12 protein-coding genes are annotated in these 13,357 nt (G+C 68.4%); 7 read left to right on the forward strand and 5 right to left on the reverse strand.

Annotated features, from left to right (window positions below; genetic code table 11):
- Positions 1–36 precede the first annotated feature (36 nt).
- From LGM71_RS13160 to LGM71_RS13170, 3 genes are all read right to left on the reverse strand, one after another.
- Positions 37–459, reverse strand: coding sequence for a cupin domain-containing protein (locus LGM71_RS13160; RefSeq protein WP_059599311.1), 423 nt, complete (start codon positions 457–459; stop codon positions 37–39).
- Positions 460–472: 13 nt separating this feature from the next.
- Positions 473–910, reverse strand: coding sequence for a carboxymuconolactone decarboxylase family protein (locus LGM71_RS13165; protein WP_059599312.1), 438 nt, complete (start codon positions 908–910; stop codon positions 473–475).
- Positions 911–1,004: 94 nt separating this feature from the next.
- The gene (locus LGM71_RS13170) at positions 1,005–2,486 is read right to left on the reverse strand and encodes a PLP-dependent aminotransferase family protein (RefSeq protein WP_226115058.1); all 1,482 of its coding nucleotides are present in this window, start codon (positions 2,484–2,486) and stop codon (positions 1,005–1,007) included.
- 161 nt (positions 2,487–2,647) lie between these two features.
- Between LGM71_RS13170 and LGM71_RS13175 the strand changes: the two genes are divergently transcribed.
- Both LGM71_RS13175 and LGM71_RS13180 read left to right on the forward strand, forming a co-directional pair.
- The gene (locus LGM71_RS13175) at positions 2,648–3,565 is read left to right on the forward strand and encodes a LysR family transcriptional regulator (RefSeq protein ID WP_226115059.1); all 918 of its coding nucleotides are present in this window, start codon (positions 2,648–2,650) and stop codon (positions 3,563–3,565) included.
- A 146-nt stretch (positions 3,566–3,711) separates the two neighbouring features.
- Positions 3,712–4,461 carry an SDR family oxidoreductase gene (locus LGM71_RS13180; RefSeq protein WP_059599315.1) on the forward strand — a complete coding sequence of 250 codons (750 nt, stop codon included), beginning with the start codon at positions 3,712–3,714 and terminating at the stop codon, positions 4,459–4,461.
- Positions 4,462–4,532: 71 nt separating this feature from the next.
- On the opposite strand, the gene LGM71_RS13185 is transcribed toward LGM71_RS13180, so the two are convergent.
- Positions 4,533–6,188: a glycoside hydrolase family 32 protein gene (locus LGM71_RS13185; protein ID WP_226115060.1), complete on the reverse strand. Its 1,656-nt coding sequence runs from the start codon at positions 6,186–6,188 to the stop codon at positions 4,533–4,535.
- A 167-nt stretch (positions 6,189–6,355) separates the two neighbouring features.
- Positions 6,356–7,942: a glycoside hydrolase family 68 protein gene (locus tag LGM71_RS13190; RefSeq protein WP_151049525.1), complete on the reverse strand. Its 1,587-nt coding sequence runs from the start codon at positions 7,940–7,942 to the stop codon at positions 6,356–6,358.
- Between the two features lie 168 nt (positions 7,943–8,110).
- Between LGM71_RS13190 and LGM71_RS13195 the strand changes: the two genes are divergently transcribed.
- The 5 genes from LGM71_RS13195 to LGM71_RS13215 all read left to right on the forward strand — a co-directional run bounded on the left by LGM71_RS13195 (position 8,111) and on the right by LGM71_RS13215 (position 13,323).
- On the forward strand, positions 8,111–9,145 hold the full coding sequence (locus LGM71_RS13195) for a substrate-binding domain-containing protein (protein ID WP_226115061.1): 1,035 nt from the start codon (positions 8,111–8,113) through the stop codon (positions 9,143–9,145).
- 410 nt (positions 9,146–9,555) lie between these two features.
- Complete coding sequence (locus LGM71_RS13200) at positions 9,556–10,242, forward strand: type 1 glutamine amidotransferase domain-containing protein (RefSeq protein WP_124623799.1); 687 nt, start codon at positions 9,556–9,558, stop codon at positions 10,240–10,242.
- A gap of 143 nt (positions 10,243–10,385) precedes the next feature.
- Positions 10,386–11,495, forward strand: coding sequence for an NADH:flavin oxidoreductase/NADH oxidase (locus LGM71_RS13205; RefSeq protein WP_175815218.1), 1,110 nt, complete (start codon positions 10,386–10,388; stop codon positions 11,493–11,495).
- A gap of 161 nt (positions 11,496–11,656) precedes the next feature.
- Positions 11,657–12,727: an AI-2E family transporter gene (locus tag LGM71_RS13210; protein ID WP_151049518.1), complete on the forward strand. Its 1,071-nt coding sequence runs from the start codon at positions 11,657–11,659 to the stop codon at positions 12,725–12,727.
- A gap of 221 nt (positions 12,728–12,948) precedes the next feature.
- Positions 12,949–13,323, forward strand: a complete 375-nt coding sequence (locus tag LGM71_RS13215; protein ID WP_059599321.1) for a hypothetical protein — start codon at positions 12,949–12,951, stop codon at positions 13,321–13,323.
- Positions 13,324–13,357: the final 34 nt, after the last annotated feature.

Genomic DNA, 13,357 nt, shown 5'->3' on the forward strand with positions numbered 1-13,357 from the left:
TGCGCGCCCGACACGGCACGCACCCCGGAAACGTCGTTACTGATCAATCGGCGATTTCAACGGCTGGTGCTCGCCCGTCAGCCCGAACACGACGAGTTGCGCGGGCTCGGTCGCGCTCGCATTGCGCGACACCTGATGGCGCGAACCGGGCGGCTCATACCAGCCTTCGCCGGCGCGATAGCGGCGCACCGGGCCGCCGTTCACCTGCGACAGCACTTCGCCTTTCGACACGACCGCGAACACCGAGCCGAGGTGCCTGTGTGCTTCGGATGCCTGACCAGGCGCATAGTCGACGGTCGCGACGACGGCGAGCTTGCCGGGCGCTTCGGGCACGGCCTGCTGCATGATCGCGTGCACGTTGTCGCCGGCATCGTGCGCACGGGCGGCGGCCGGCAGCGCGGCGACGAGCGCGAGCGACGTGCACAGCATCGCGCGGCGGAGCGTGGAGCTGGAGCGCATGACCGTCGTCTCCTTACTCGGGCATCTTGCGAAACGCGATCGCGAAGCGGTTCCACGTGTTGATCGTCGCAATCAGCATCGACAGCTCGAACAGCTCGGTGTCGCTGAAGTGCGGCTTCACGGCTTCCCAGACGGCATCCGGCACATGGTTGTCGGCGACCAGCGTCAGCGCTTCGGTCCACTCCAGCGCCGCGCGTTCGCGCTCGGTGAAGAACGGCGTTTCGCGCCACACGACGACCGTCGCGAGGCGGCGATCGGTCTCGCCTCCTTTGCGCGCATCGGTGGTGTGCATGTCGACGCAGAACGCACAGCCGTTGATCTGCGACGCGCGCAGCCGGACCAGTTCGGCGAGCGGCTTCTCGATCGAGCTTTTCGCGATGAATTCCTCGGCGTTGCGCATCACCTTGATTGCGTTCGGGCTGGCGGTATAGAAGTTCAGGCGCGGTTGCATGGCAGGTCCTTTTTCGGTTGATGCGCACGGTGGCGCGACAGGACCCACTTTATGCGTGCCACTGGCCTGCTTGAATGGCCAATTCCGGGAAAATTCAGGTAACCAGTGTCGCGCCGCCGACGCTGCCCGAGTCCAGCAGCGCGGCCAGTTTCGCGAGCGCGGTGTCGATGCGCAGCGCGTCGATCCCGCCATAGCCGAACAGCAGCCCGGCGCGCGCCGCCGAGCCGACGTGGAACGCCGCGATTCCGTACAGGCCGATGTCGTGCTCGCGGGCGGCACGGACCAGCGCGGCTTCATCGAGCCCCGGTTTCAAGTGCGCGGCGAGGTGGATGCCGGCGGTCGGCACGATCGGGTCGAACCACGGCGCGAGGCCGCCGCGCAAATGCGCGAGCAGCATCTTGCGGCGCGCGTCGTAGTGCTTCTGCACGCGCCGCAGATGCCGCGCGAAATCGCCTTCGTGCATGAAGCGCGCGAGCGCGGCCTGCGTGAGTGTGCAGGTATGCCAGTCGACGATCTGCTTCGCCTTGGCGAGCGCGCCGCGCAGCGCGCGCGGCGGAATCGCGTAGCCGATGCGCAGTTCGGGAAAGATCGTCTTCGAGAACGTGCCGACGTACGCGACGAGGCCCGTGCGGTCGAGGCTCTTGAGCGACTCCACCGGCCGGCCTTCGAAGCGGAATTCGCCGTCGTAGTCGTCCTCGATGATCACCGCGCGGCGGCGCTGCGCCCATTCGAGCAGCGCGACGCGCCGGTCCAGCGTCATCGGCATCCCGAGCGGGAACTGGTGCGACGGCGTCACGTAGACGAGGCGTGCGTCGTCGGGCAGCCGTTCGACGATCAGGCCGTGCGCATCGACCGGCACGCCGATCACCGTCGCGCCGAGCGACGCGAACGCCGCGCGCGCCGGCGGATAGCCGGGATTCTCGACCGCGACGACGTCGCCGGGCCGCACGACCACGCGCGCGATCAGGTCGAGCGCCTGTTGCGCGCCTTGCGTGACGAGCACGTCGTCCCAGCCGCACGCGACCGCGCGGCTGAACGCGACGTAGCGCGCGATCGCGCCGCGCAACTGCGGATCGCCGGCCGGGTCGTGGTACTGGCCGGGGCCGCGCGCCTGCTGGCGCAACGCGTGATGCAGGCAGCGGCGCCACGCGTCGAACGGGAACAGCGTCTTGTCGGTCACGCCGCCGCGGAAGTCGAACGCGGGCGTGTCCTGCGGCGCGGGCATCGCGAGCGCATCGGGCAGGTCGTTCCACAGCGCGCGTGCGTCGACGGCATGGACGGGCGGCGTGGCCTCGACGAGCGACGGCGTCGAGGCCGCCGCATGCGGAACCCGCGCGAGGCCGTCGGCGACGAACGTGCCGTCGCCCGCGCGCGTGTTCAGGAAGCCCTCGGCGACGAGACGCTCGAACGCGTCGAGCGTCGTCTTGCGCGACACGCCGAGCTGCTTCGCGAGATCGCGCGTCGACGGCAGCCGGGCGCCGCCTTCGAGCCGCCCGTCGACGATCGCGGTGCGCAGTTGCCGAAAGATTTGCCCGGTCAGGTCGTGACGGCCTTCGATGCGGATCGCGATGTCCATCGCAGTGGTTACTCCGAATAAGGAAATTTGATGCCGATGAGCATACCGGAAGTTCGTGGCCGGCCCGGCATCCGCCGAACACAGGGGCGCGGCGCCATTCGATTGGACCGCCGCCCGCCGGTGCCTTACGATCCATCACAATCCACGACCGGAGTGCCCCCATGCTGTCCGAAGACGAACTCGCGCTGCTCGATGCGATCCGCGCCACCGGCAGCCTGTCGCGGGCGGCCGCGCGGCTCGGCAAGGCGCCGTCGACGGTGTCGCACGCCGCGCGACAGCTCGAAACGCGTTTCGACGCGCTGCTGTTCGACCGGCGCGGCTACCGGCTGCAGCTCACGCCGGCCGGCCAGCTGCTGACCGACGAGGCGTCGCGCCTCGCGCTGGACGTCGCGCGGCTCACGCAGCGCGTGCGGCAGGTCGCGAGCGGCTGGGAGGACCGGCTGTGGATCGTCAGTGACGAAGTGCTGGAGTTCGATACGCTGCTGCCGGTCGTCCGCGCGTTCGATGCGCTCGAGTCGGGCGTGTCGCTGCGCTTCACGTACGAAGTGCTCGGCGGCACCTGGGAAGCGCTGCGCGACGGTCGCGCGGATCTGGTCGTCGGCGCGACCAACGAGCCGCCGGCGATTCCGGGTTTCAAATGGTTCGAACTCGGCGCGATGGAATGGGTGTTTGCCGTATCGCCGCGCCATCCACTGGCCGCGGCAAGCGAGCGACTGACCCGCGACGCGATCTGCGCGTATCGCGCGGTCGTCGTCGCCGATTCGTCGCGGCGGGCCGTCGGCCGCGCATACGGGCTGCTCGGCGGGCAGGCGGTGCTCGCGGTGCCGTCGATGCGCGCGAAGATCCTCGCGCAGCGCGACGGGCTCGGCGTCGGCTGGGTGCCGCGCCGGCGGGTTGCGTCGCTGCTCGCGCGCGGCGAGCTCGTCGAGAAGGAAACGGCCGATCCGCGCGAACCGAACGTGCTGTACGTCGCGTGGCGCGGCGACCGCGAGGGCCGGGCGCTGCAATGGTGGCTGGAGCAACTGCGCGAGCCGCGGCTCGCGCAGCGCCTGCTCGACGGGATCGACGTGTCGGGCTGAGTGCGTCAGCCGCGCAACGCACGGAAAGGTCCCGACAAACACGTTCGAAGATTTCGAACATGTCTGCCGCGCCGGTCGTACGGCAAGGCCGCGCGGCGCGCGCATCCTGTGTTCACGGTCAACTCACCGGTTCAAAGGAGAACATCATGCAACGCTTCGAAGGAAAAACGGTCCTCGTCACGGGCGGCAACAGCGGCATCGGCCTGGCGGCCGCACGGGCATTCGCGGCCGAAGGCGCGCGGGTCATCATCACCGGTCGCGACGAGCAGACGCTCGCCGCCGCGCGCGAGTCGCTCGGCGACGGCGCGCTCGCGATCCGCAATGAGGCCGGCAGCGTCGCGTCGGCCCGCGCCCTGGCGGACGCGATCTCGGCCGCAGGCGCGCGGCTCGACGCCGTGTTCATCAACGCGGGCGTCGCGAAACTCGCGCCGTTCGCCGACAGCGACGAGGCCATGTGGGACCTCGTGTTCAACACCAACGTGAAGGGCGCGTATTTCCAGATCCAGTCGCTAGTGCCGCTGCTGAACCGCGGCGCGTCGATCGTGATCAACGGCTCGATCAACGCGCATATCGGGATGCCCGGCTCGTCGGTGTACGCGGCGAGCAAGGCGGCCGTCAATTCGTTCGCGAAGACGTTGTCGACGGAGCTGCTGCCGCACGGCGTGCGGGTGAACGTGGTGAGCCCCGGCCCGGTCCAGACGCCGCTGTACGGCAAGCTCGGGCTCGACGCGGCGACGCTCGACGAGACGGCCGAGAAGATCAAGGGGCTCGTCCCGATCGGCCGGTTCGGCACGCCGGACGAAATCGCGTCGACGGTGCTGCACCTGAGCGCGCCGGAGTCCGCGTTCATCGTCGGCGCGGAAATCATCGCGTCGGGCGGGATGGGTTTGCTCTGAGCGCGTAACCGGCGGGGCTGCGCGACCCGACGCGATGTCGGGCGGTGCAGCCCTGCCGTTCGATCGCATCGCTAGCGCGATGCACAGGCGTCACGGACTTCGTCGGTCCGATCGCGTCCGTGGAGTTGCGTCACCGTCAGCCCCGAGAACGCCGCGCTGCCGTGCTCGGCGAACACGGCCACGCGGTCCGCATCGAGCGGCGGAAAGATCAGGTCCGTCAGCGCGACGCGGCCGCCGTTCGCGAATACCTCGACCGACCCGCGATCGACGACGATTTCGAGCCGCAGTTGCCCGTGCTCGAGCGGCAGATCGACGATGTGCTCGCGGATGAACGTGCCGGCAAAATCCGTTGTGCCGGAGCGCGAGCGGTCGAGCGTCAGCGTGCGCTTCGCCGTGTCGTACACGATCCGGGTGCCGATCGAGCCATCCGCCGATCCCCGGACGATCAGACCCGCGCGGGCCGCGCGCCGCGGCGCAATCGTCACCGTGATGCGCTGGACGATGCCGCGCGCGGCGTCCGACAGCGGGCGGGTGGCGGACTCGACGTTCAGGTTGCCTTCATGCACGGCGGGCCGCCCGTCAGCCCACGCATCGAACGCGGCGGCCGGCGTCACGACGAGCGTCGGTTCGCCGCCGATCGTCTTCAGCGCGAACTCGCGCGGCAACGTCGCCGCGCCGCGCCAGGGCGCCGTCGGCGCTTTCGCCGCGTAATCCCAGTTGCTCATCCATGCGATCGCGACAGGCCGCGCGCCCGGCGTGCCGGAGAACGTGCCGGCGGCGTAAAAGTCGGCGCCGTGATCGACCCAGCGGAATCGCGCGGGATCGGAACCGGCCGGCGCGACGTGGTCAGGCGTGAACGTGCGACCGTCGAAGTCGCCGACGAAATACATCGCGCCGGAGCCGCCGGCGATCGACCACGGGTTGACGTTGACGATCATCACCCACTTGATGTGTCGCGGATCGTCGTCGACGGGCAGCGGCACGAGATCGGGCATTTCCCACAGCACGCCCGCATGCGGCACGTCCGGCAGCGTGAAGTCGCTCAGGAACGACCAGTGGATCAGGTCATCGGACCGATAGAGCTTCACGACCTGCGCGTCCGCGACGACGGTCGTCATCAGCCAGTAGCGTCCCGGCGCGTACCACGACACTTTCGGGTCGCGGAACTGCTTCGACTCGGGATCGAGCGTGAGCACGGGGTTGTGCGCGTAGGGCCGCCACGTCGCGCCGTGATCGAGGCTGTACGCGAGCGATTGTGCCTGCGTGCCCGGTGCGTGACCGGAGCCGTCTTTATAGACGCTCGTGTAAAGCGCAACCAGCGGCGTGTCGCCCGGCGCGCCGAGGCCGGACGTGTTGCGCGTGTCGGCGACGATCGAGCCGGAGAAAATTTCCTCCGTCGCGTTCGCGCGCATCGCGACCGGCTGCTCGCGCCAGTGGACGAGGTCGGTGCTGGTCGCATGGCCCCACGACATGTTGCCCCAGTCATGGCCGAGCGGGTTGTACTGATAGAACAGGTGATAGCGGCCGTTCTCGTAGACGAGGCCGTTCGGATCGTTCATCCAGTTGCGTTGCGGCGTGTAGTGCACGGCCGGCCGCCATTGCGGCGTGCCGGGTTCGGGCGGTGCGTCGCAGGGCGCGGCGCTGGCGTGCGTGCAGGCCGCGCTTGCCGTACACGCGAGCAGCAGCCGGGCAATCCGGAGGGAAAAGCGAAAAAACGTCGATCTCATGCGGGGTTCCGTGCTTCGGCGCGCGAAGCGGGAAAGGAGGGTGCATGCCGCTTGCAACGGCAGCATGCGCGATTCTGCGAAGGAGGGAGGCGGCACACACGCGACACGCGCGATGTGCGCCGCCTCGACGCTGGCGGGCGGTGCCCGCCGCGTCCGTAGCGGACCCGTTACGGACGGGTGCCGGGGCCGCCGTTGTGGTCGGCGCCCGTCGCCGGCAGGTTTGCCGGGATGTCGCCGTAGCCGCCGAGGCCGCTACGTCCGTACGTGCGGTCGACCGCCGTCGACGTGCCGTTGATATTCACCTTCACCGTCGGCGCGAGCGTGCCGCCGCGACGCGGGCCGATCGCATCGATGAACGACTCGACGAGCCCGCCCGGCATCACGTAGTGCGAATACGACTGGAATTCGCGCGGATTCTGGTTCGGGTCCTGCGAATACGGCGCGCCGGCCGGTGCGGAGAAGTCGGTCGGGTTGCCGAGCACGAGGCCGCTGCCGCCGTTCAACGGCAGGAAGTCGCTGCGGATGCCGTTGCCGACGAAGCCGTAGACACCATCCGGCCCGTCGACGCCCGCGGCCATCGTCGTGCGGTGGCTGATCGTGAACAGGTAGTACTTGCCATCCTTCAGATAGATCTGCGGGCGCTCGGTCTGGTCGTCGACGCAGTTCGCAGACAGGATCGGCGGCAGGAACTTCCACTCGGTCAGTTGCGGATTCGTCGCGACCGCCAGGCCGACGTTGGCCTTTTGATACACTGCGCCCGAGTTCATGACGGCGTTGAGGTCTTCCCGCTGCGGATCGTTCGGCGCGTAGCCGAGGTCGGCCTCGGTGCAGGTCCGGGCGCCGCGCTGGCCGCCGGTGTTGCCTTCGAACACCATGTAGGTCTTGCCCGGATGCGCGGGGTCGGTGAACACGAACGGATCGCGGAACGAGAAATAGGTGTTCTGCTGGCCGGTCTGGTAGTAATTGCCGTCCGGTTGCAGCAGCGCCTTGTGATCGTCGAAGCCGCTGAACCACACGTGCTTGTCATCGGCATGGATGTGGCCGTCGGCGCGCGTGATGATCGCCTGCGGCGGCGTGATGTCGGCGCCGCCGGGGGCCGAGCGGTTGAACGAGGTCGCGGTGTAGTAGAGGCTGACGTTGTCGCCATGCGTGAGGCGCGCGGAACCCGACCACTCGGCGTTGTTGGTCATCGGCGACGTGCCGAACACCTTGGCGCTCGCGCCGTCCGGGAACAGATGGCCGCCCCAGGTCCAGCCGCCGTTCGCGGGACGCTGCGACGCGGGAATGCCGGCACGGCGATAGAAGAAGCCGATGCGCGCATGGACGTGGCGGTCATCGAACGTGTAACCGGCGTGCGGATCGGCCGTGAGCGAGAAGATCACCTCCCAGCCCTTGTAGCTGAGCTGGTTCGCGCGCAGGTCGGCCAGCGGCCAGGTATCCCAGACCCATACGTTCGAGTTGATCAGCGGGAAATCCTGCGGGATGTCCGGCATCGTCAGCGACTGCGGCAGCGAGTTCTTGTCGGCGCCGGCCGTGTGCGACTGCGCGACGATCTGGCGGATGTCCGCGCGGGTCCAGCGCATCGTGAAGTTGCCTTCGGGATCGTAGGCCTGCTGCGTATGCGGCGTGGGGGCGGGGGCGCCGGTGCTCTGCGCGTGCGCGACGGACGACGCGGACGCGAAGGCGGCCAGTGCTGCGCCAGCGAACAGCAAACGTTTGGCCGCGGTCGCGCGGCAAAAAGGAAAGTAAGTCATGTCGGCGTTGTTTCCGTTTGCGGTGAAAAGGAACTGCTGAGGTGGTATCGATATCCAAACCGGTTTGGATGCTATTTCAAACCGGTTTGGACGTCAAAAGATAAATATTTGACGGTAATAACTACCATTCGGAAATAATTGCCGCCGCGAGCGGGTTGAACAAATGGCATGCACAACGCGAGGAGCGACGTGAAGGTGAATCTGAAGGCGCTGTCGGATGCGCTCGGACTGTCGCGCACGACGGTCAGTCGGGCGCTGAACGGCTACGACGATGTGAGCGAGGCGACCCGCGAGCGCGTGATGAAGGCTGCGCGCGAACTCGGTTATGTCGCGGATCCGACCGCACGGCGGCTGGCGACGGGGCGTGCCGATACGATCGGCATCGTGTATCCGTTCGGAGCCGGCGATCTGGGGGACCCGCGCTTCGGTGAAGTCGTCTCGGGCATTACCGAGCGGCTCGGCGAGCGCAATCTCGACTTCATCATCGCGGCCGCACGGCCGAACGCCGAACTCGACACGTATCGCCGGCTCGTCGACGGCAGGCTCGTGGACGGGCTGATCGTCGCGCGCACGCTGGTCGACGATCCGCGCCTCGCGTACCTGCGCTCGAATGCGTTTCCGTATGTCGCGTACGGCCGTACGCAAACCGCGGAGCCTTATGCATGGTTCGATTTCGACAACGAAGCGGGCGCGCGCGATGCGGTGCGGCGCCTGATCGGCTTCGGTCATCGCCGCATTGCGATGATCAGTGCGCCGCTGTCGCTGAATTTCGCGATGCAGCGCCGCGCCGGCTACCTCGCGGCGCTGCGCGAAGCCGGGATCGAGCCCGATCCGGCGCTGCTCGTCGAGGGTCCGTTTACGCGCGACGGCGGGCAGCAGGGCGCACAGGCGCTACTCGCGCAGGCCGAACGACCGACTGCGCTGCTCGTCGACAACAACATCTCGGGTGGCGGCGCGTTCCGGGCGCTGGTCGACAGCGGCTTGCGGCTGGGGCGGGACATGTCGCTCATCGTCTATGACGGGGTGCCCCCGGAGGTCGCGTATCCGCATCGGGTGACGGCGGTGGTGCAGCCGACCGGACATGCGACGGGGCGTGCGCTGGCGGACCTGATGTTGGGCTTGCTCGCCGACGGCGTTCGCGAGCATCGGCTCGAAATGCCGATGATCGAGGCAGGCGATACGGACGGGCCGTTGCACGGCTAGCCACGACGGCGGCGCGCGGCGGCGGGGCGATCGGCAACGAGCGTTGCGGGACGCGCTCCGGCGCAAAAGCCATGACGGCGGCAGGGCTGAATGCCAGATCTCTAGACGACCGGTCTAATCGGGGGCTATCATCCGGCCTCATGAATGCGACGTCGTGCCTGCCAACGGACGCGAAAATGCCATATCGCGCTGCGATGCTTGTCGTGCAGGCGTGGTCGTCGATTTTTTTCGAGCCAGTTATAGACGACTGGTCTAATAGAGTCGGGCAATATTTTTGTGCGGAGCTGGCACGTTGACGTGTGCCAGCAGCCTAACCGGCAGGCGTGCCGTCGTTGCCGGCACGTGGCGTGCGCCGCGTTGGCCGCCGCCGTGACGCGGCCCCGTTCCCCCATTTCGAAGGAGTGTCGATCATGAAGATTCTGGTTGTCCTGACCTCGCACGACACGCTCGGCGACACCGGCAAGAAGACCGGCTTCTGGCTCGAGGAGCTGGCCGCGCCGTACTACGCGTTCAAGGATGCGGGCGTCGAGCTGACGCTCGCGTCGCCGAAGGGCGGCCAGCCGCCGCTCGACCCGAAAAGCAGCGATCCGGCCGCGCAGACCGACGCCACGCGCCGCTTCGACGCCGATCCGGCGGCCAAGGCCGAGCTCGCGGCCACGCGCAAGCTGGCCGACGTGTCGATCGACGATTACGACGCGGTGTTCTATCCGGGCGGCCACGGCCCGCTGTGGGATCTCGCCGAGGACCTGCACTCGATCGGCCTGATCGAGCGCGCGCTGGCGGCGGGCAAGCCGGTCGCGGCCGTGTGCCACGCGCCGGGTGTGTTGCGCCACGTGAAGGATCCGAAGACCGGCGAGTCCGTCGTGCGCGGCAAGCGTGCGACGGGCTTCACCAACAGCGAGGAAGCTGCCGTCGAGCTGACGGAAGTGGTGCCGTTCCTCGTCGAGGACATGCTGAAGACCAACGGCGCGCAGTTCGAGCGCAGCGCCGACTGGGCGCCGCATGTCGTCACCGACGGGCTGCTGATCACGGGGCAGAACCCCGCGTCGTCGGAGCCCGCTGCCGAGGCGCTGCTCGCGAAGCTTGGCCGTCAGTAAGCCGGCGCGGTGCCGGTATGACCGGCACCTGGCCGTGCCGTCGTCGGGCGCATCCGGCCCGGCGACGACCCGAACCGTTCCGTCGTGCGCACCGCACGACGGCTCATCCAGTCGTTTCGTAGAACCAAGCAAAGGAGTGGTGGATGTCTGCCCTGTTCGAACCGTTCAAACTCAAGGATGTCACGCTGCGCAACCGCATTGCGGTGCCGCCGATGTGCCAGTACGTCGCCGAAGACGGCGTCGTCAACGACTGGCATCACGTGCATCTGGCCGGCATCGCGCGCGGCGGCGCGGGCCTCGTGATCGCGGAGGCGACGGCCGTGTCGCCGGAAGGCCGTATCACGCCGGGCTGCGCCGGCCTGTGGACCGATGCGCAGGCCGAGGCGTTCGCGCCGTCGGTCGCGGCGATCAAGGCGGCCGGCGCGGTGCCGGGCATCCAGATCGCGCATGCGGGCCGCAAGGCGAGCGCGAACCGTCCATGGGAAGGCGACGACCACATCGCCGACGGCGATCCGCGCGGCTGGCAGACCATCGCACCGTCGGCCGTACCGTTCGGCGCGCACTTGCCGAAGATGCCGCGCGCGATGACGCACGACGACATCGCACGCGTGCAGGCCGACTTCGTCGCGTCGGCCAAGCGTGCCCGCGACCTCGGCTTCGAATGGCTCGAACTGCACTTCGCGCACGGCTATCTCGGCCAGAGCTTCTTCTCCGTGCATTCGAACCAGCGCGACGACGAGTACGGCGGCTCGGCCGAAAACCGCGGCCGTTTCCTCGTCGACACGCTGAAGGCCGTCCGCAAGGTCTGGCCGGAGCACCTGCCGCTGACCGCGCGTCTCGGCGTGATCGAATACGACGGCCGCGATGAAGAGACGCTCGCCGAATCCATCGCGCTCACGCAGCGGATGAAGCAGGAAGGCCTCGACATGCTGAGCGTGTCGGTCGGCTTTTCGGTGCCCGACGCGCGCATTCCATGGGGCCCGGCGTTCCTCGCGCCGATCGCGGAACGCGTGCGCCGTGAGGCCGGCATGCCGGTGTCGTCCGCATGGGGGATCGACACGCCTCAACTGGCCGAGCGCGTCGTCGCCGAACAGCAGCTCGACCTCGTGATGGTCGGCCGCGCGCATCTGGCCGATCCGCACTGGCCGTACTACGCGGCCAAACAGCTCGGCGTCGAGCGTCCGTCGTGGACGCTGCCTGCGCCGTACGCGCACTGGCTCGAACGCTATCGCGTCGCCGACAAGGTGGCCTGAGCGCACGTCGCACAGCACGGCGCGCGCGACGTGCGCGGCACGCATTTGACAATGCTTGGCATCGCGTCCGCGTGCCGTGGCGGTATCGATGGATAGAATGGCGGTTCGCACCGGCCTTTGGCCCATGCGAACCGCCATTTTTTCATTTCGACAGAGGTGCCATGCGCGCACATGTCTCGCCTTCCCCCGATTCCGCCGGGCGGCCGCGTGCCCAGCAGATCGCCCGCGCCGTGCTGTATGCGGCGTTGTTGGTGCTCGCGCTGTGGGTGATCCGCGATTTTCTTCCCGCTATCGCGTGGGCATGCGTGATCGCGATCGCGTTGTGGCCGTTGCTGGAACGCTTCGAATCGGGCAGCTGGTTTCGCGACCGGCCGACCCTGATCGCGACCGCGATCACCGCGGGCGTGTCGCTGCTGGTCGTGCTGCCGATCGCCATTGCGCTCGGTCAGGCGATCTCGCAGGCGCACGACCTGCGCATCTGGCTGCATTCGATCCAGGACAACGGCATTCCACTGCCGGACGTCGTCGGCCGGTTGCCGTACGGCGCCGCACAGATCACCGAGTGGTGGCAGGCCAATCTCGGTCATCCGCTGCACGCGGGCACCGCGATGCATGGCGCGAGCGGCGAGCGGTTCATCGCGTTCGGCCGGCAGTTCGGCACGAAGCTCGCGCATGCGCTGTTCGAGTTCGGCTTCATGCTGGTCACGCTGTTCGTGATCATCAGGGCCGGCCACAAGTTGTCGGGCGCGTTGCTGCAGGGCGCGCGGCGTGCGTTCGGCCGCGGCGGGGCGGACCTGATCGAACGGATGGTCGCGGCCGTGTACGGCACGGTGACGGGGCTGGTCGTCGTCGGGCTGGGTGAGGGCGCCATTCTCGGCGTCGCGTATGCGCTCGCGGGCGTTCCGCACGCGGCGCTGCTCGGCCTCGTCACGGCCGTCGCCGCGATGCTGCCGTTCTGCGCGCCGATCGTATTCTGCGGCGCGGCGCTCTGGCTGTTCGTGCAGGGTGCGACCGCGTGGGCCGTGGTGGTGCTGGTGCTCGGTTTCGTGGTCGTGTTCGTCGCCGAGCATTTCGTGCGGCCGGTGCTGATCGGCAGCTCGACCCGCCTGCCGTTCCTGCTCGTGCTGTTCGGCATCCTCGGCGGCGCCGAGTCGTTCGGCCTGATCGGACTGTTCGTCGGCCCGGCGCTGATGACGGTGCTGACGATGCTGTGGGCAGAGTGGGTCGCCTGACGACGAGCCTCGTTGCGCAGATCCGGGCCATCGGCGCAACGGCATTGATGCGCGTGCGGGCCCGCGCGGCGCCTCATGTTTCGCGACGATCGGGCGTGCGCCGGGCCGCGACGGGCGCGACGTCGGACACAAGTCTCTACATTTCTTTTCGATCCGGACCCAAAGGTCTAGTAGCATGGGGCTTTCGATCACGCCGGCACGGCGCAGCAGATTTTCCAAGCATGCGATTGATTCCGATGTCCCGTCGCGCAGCGACATTGTCGCTGGCCGCCAGTTGCCTGATGCTGCACGGTTGCGCGTGGTTCGACTCGTGGCTGCCGTTCTCGTATTCGCGCACGCCGCTGGCGCGGGCCGCGTCGCGGCACGGCGCGACGCGCGCCGACGTCGTCCGCGCGGGCGGCAACCCGCGCAGCGTGTGGATGGTCCGTAACGGCAGCGGCGTCTGTTACAACTACTTCATCGAGCACGGCAACGATCACCGGGCGTACTTCGTCGTGTTCGACAAGGCCGGCGCCGTCACGCAACACGGCTTCGATACCTGCATGGACGCCGACCGCAAGGGCACGCTTCAGTCGGACAAGGCGGCTTCGCGGTAGCGCGGCCGACATGCGCCGTGCGAGCGTGTCACGC

It is taken from the genome of Burkholderia sp. AU33545, from assembly GCF_020419685.1.
In the GTDB taxonomy this organism is placed as follows: Bacteria; Pseudomonadota; Gammaproteobacteria; order Burkholderiales; family Burkholderiaceae; genus Burkholderia; species Burkholderia diffusa.

What these genes read in the sequence shown, in the direction of transcription:
- LGM71_RS13160 (WP_059599311.1), bottom strand. Translation starts at nt 459, where the DNA reads ATGCGCTCCAGCTCCACGCTCCGCCGCGCGATGCTGTGCACGTCGCTC.
- LGM71_RS13165 (WP_059599312.1), bottom strand. Translation starts at nt 910, where the DNA reads ATGCAACCGCGCCTGAACTTCTATACCGCCAGCCCGAACGCAATCAAG.
- LGM71_RS13170 (WP_226115058.1), bottom strand. Translation starts at nt 2,486, where the DNA reads ATGGACATCGCGATCCGCATCGAAGGCCGTCACGACCTGACCGGGCAA.
- LGM71_RS13175 (WP_226115059.1), top strand. Translation starts at nt 2,648, where the DNA reads ATGCTGTCCGAAGACGAACTCGCGCTGCTCGATGCGATCCGCGCCACC.
- LGM71_RS13180 (WP_059599315.1), top strand. Translation starts at nt 3,712, where the DNA reads ATGCAACGCTTCGAAGGAAAAACGGTCCTCGTCACGGGCGGCAACAGC.
- LGM71_RS13185 (WP_226115060.1), bottom strand. Translation starts at nt 6,188, where the DNA reads ATGAGATCGACGTTTTTTCGCTTTTCCCTCCGGATTGCCCGGCTGCTG.
- LGM71_RS13190 (WP_151049525.1), bottom strand. Translation starts at nt 7,942, where the DNA reads ATGACTTACTTTCCTTTTTGCCGCGCGACCGCGGCCAAACGTTTGCTG.
- LGM71_RS13195 (WP_226115061.1), top strand. Translation starts at nt 8,111, where the DNA reads ATGCACAACGCGAGGAGCGACGTGAAGGTGAATCTGAAGGCGCTGTCG.
- LGM71_RS13200 (WP_124623799.1), top strand. Translation starts at nt 9,556, where the DNA reads ATGAAGATTCTGGTTGTCCTGACCTCGCACGACACGCTCGGCGACACC.
- LGM71_RS13205 (WP_175815218.1), top strand. Translation starts at nt 10,386, where the DNA reads ATGTCTGCCCTGTTCGAACCGTTCAAACTCAAGGATGTCACGCTGCGC.
- LGM71_RS13210 (WP_151049518.1), top strand. Translation starts at nt 11,657, where the DNA reads ATGCGCGCACATGTCTCGCCTTCCCCCGATTCCGCCGGGCGGCCGCGT.
- LGM71_RS13215 (WP_059599321.1), top strand. Translation starts at nt 12,949, where the DNA reads ATGCGATTGATTCCGATGTCCCGTCGCGCAGCGACATTGTCGCTGGCC.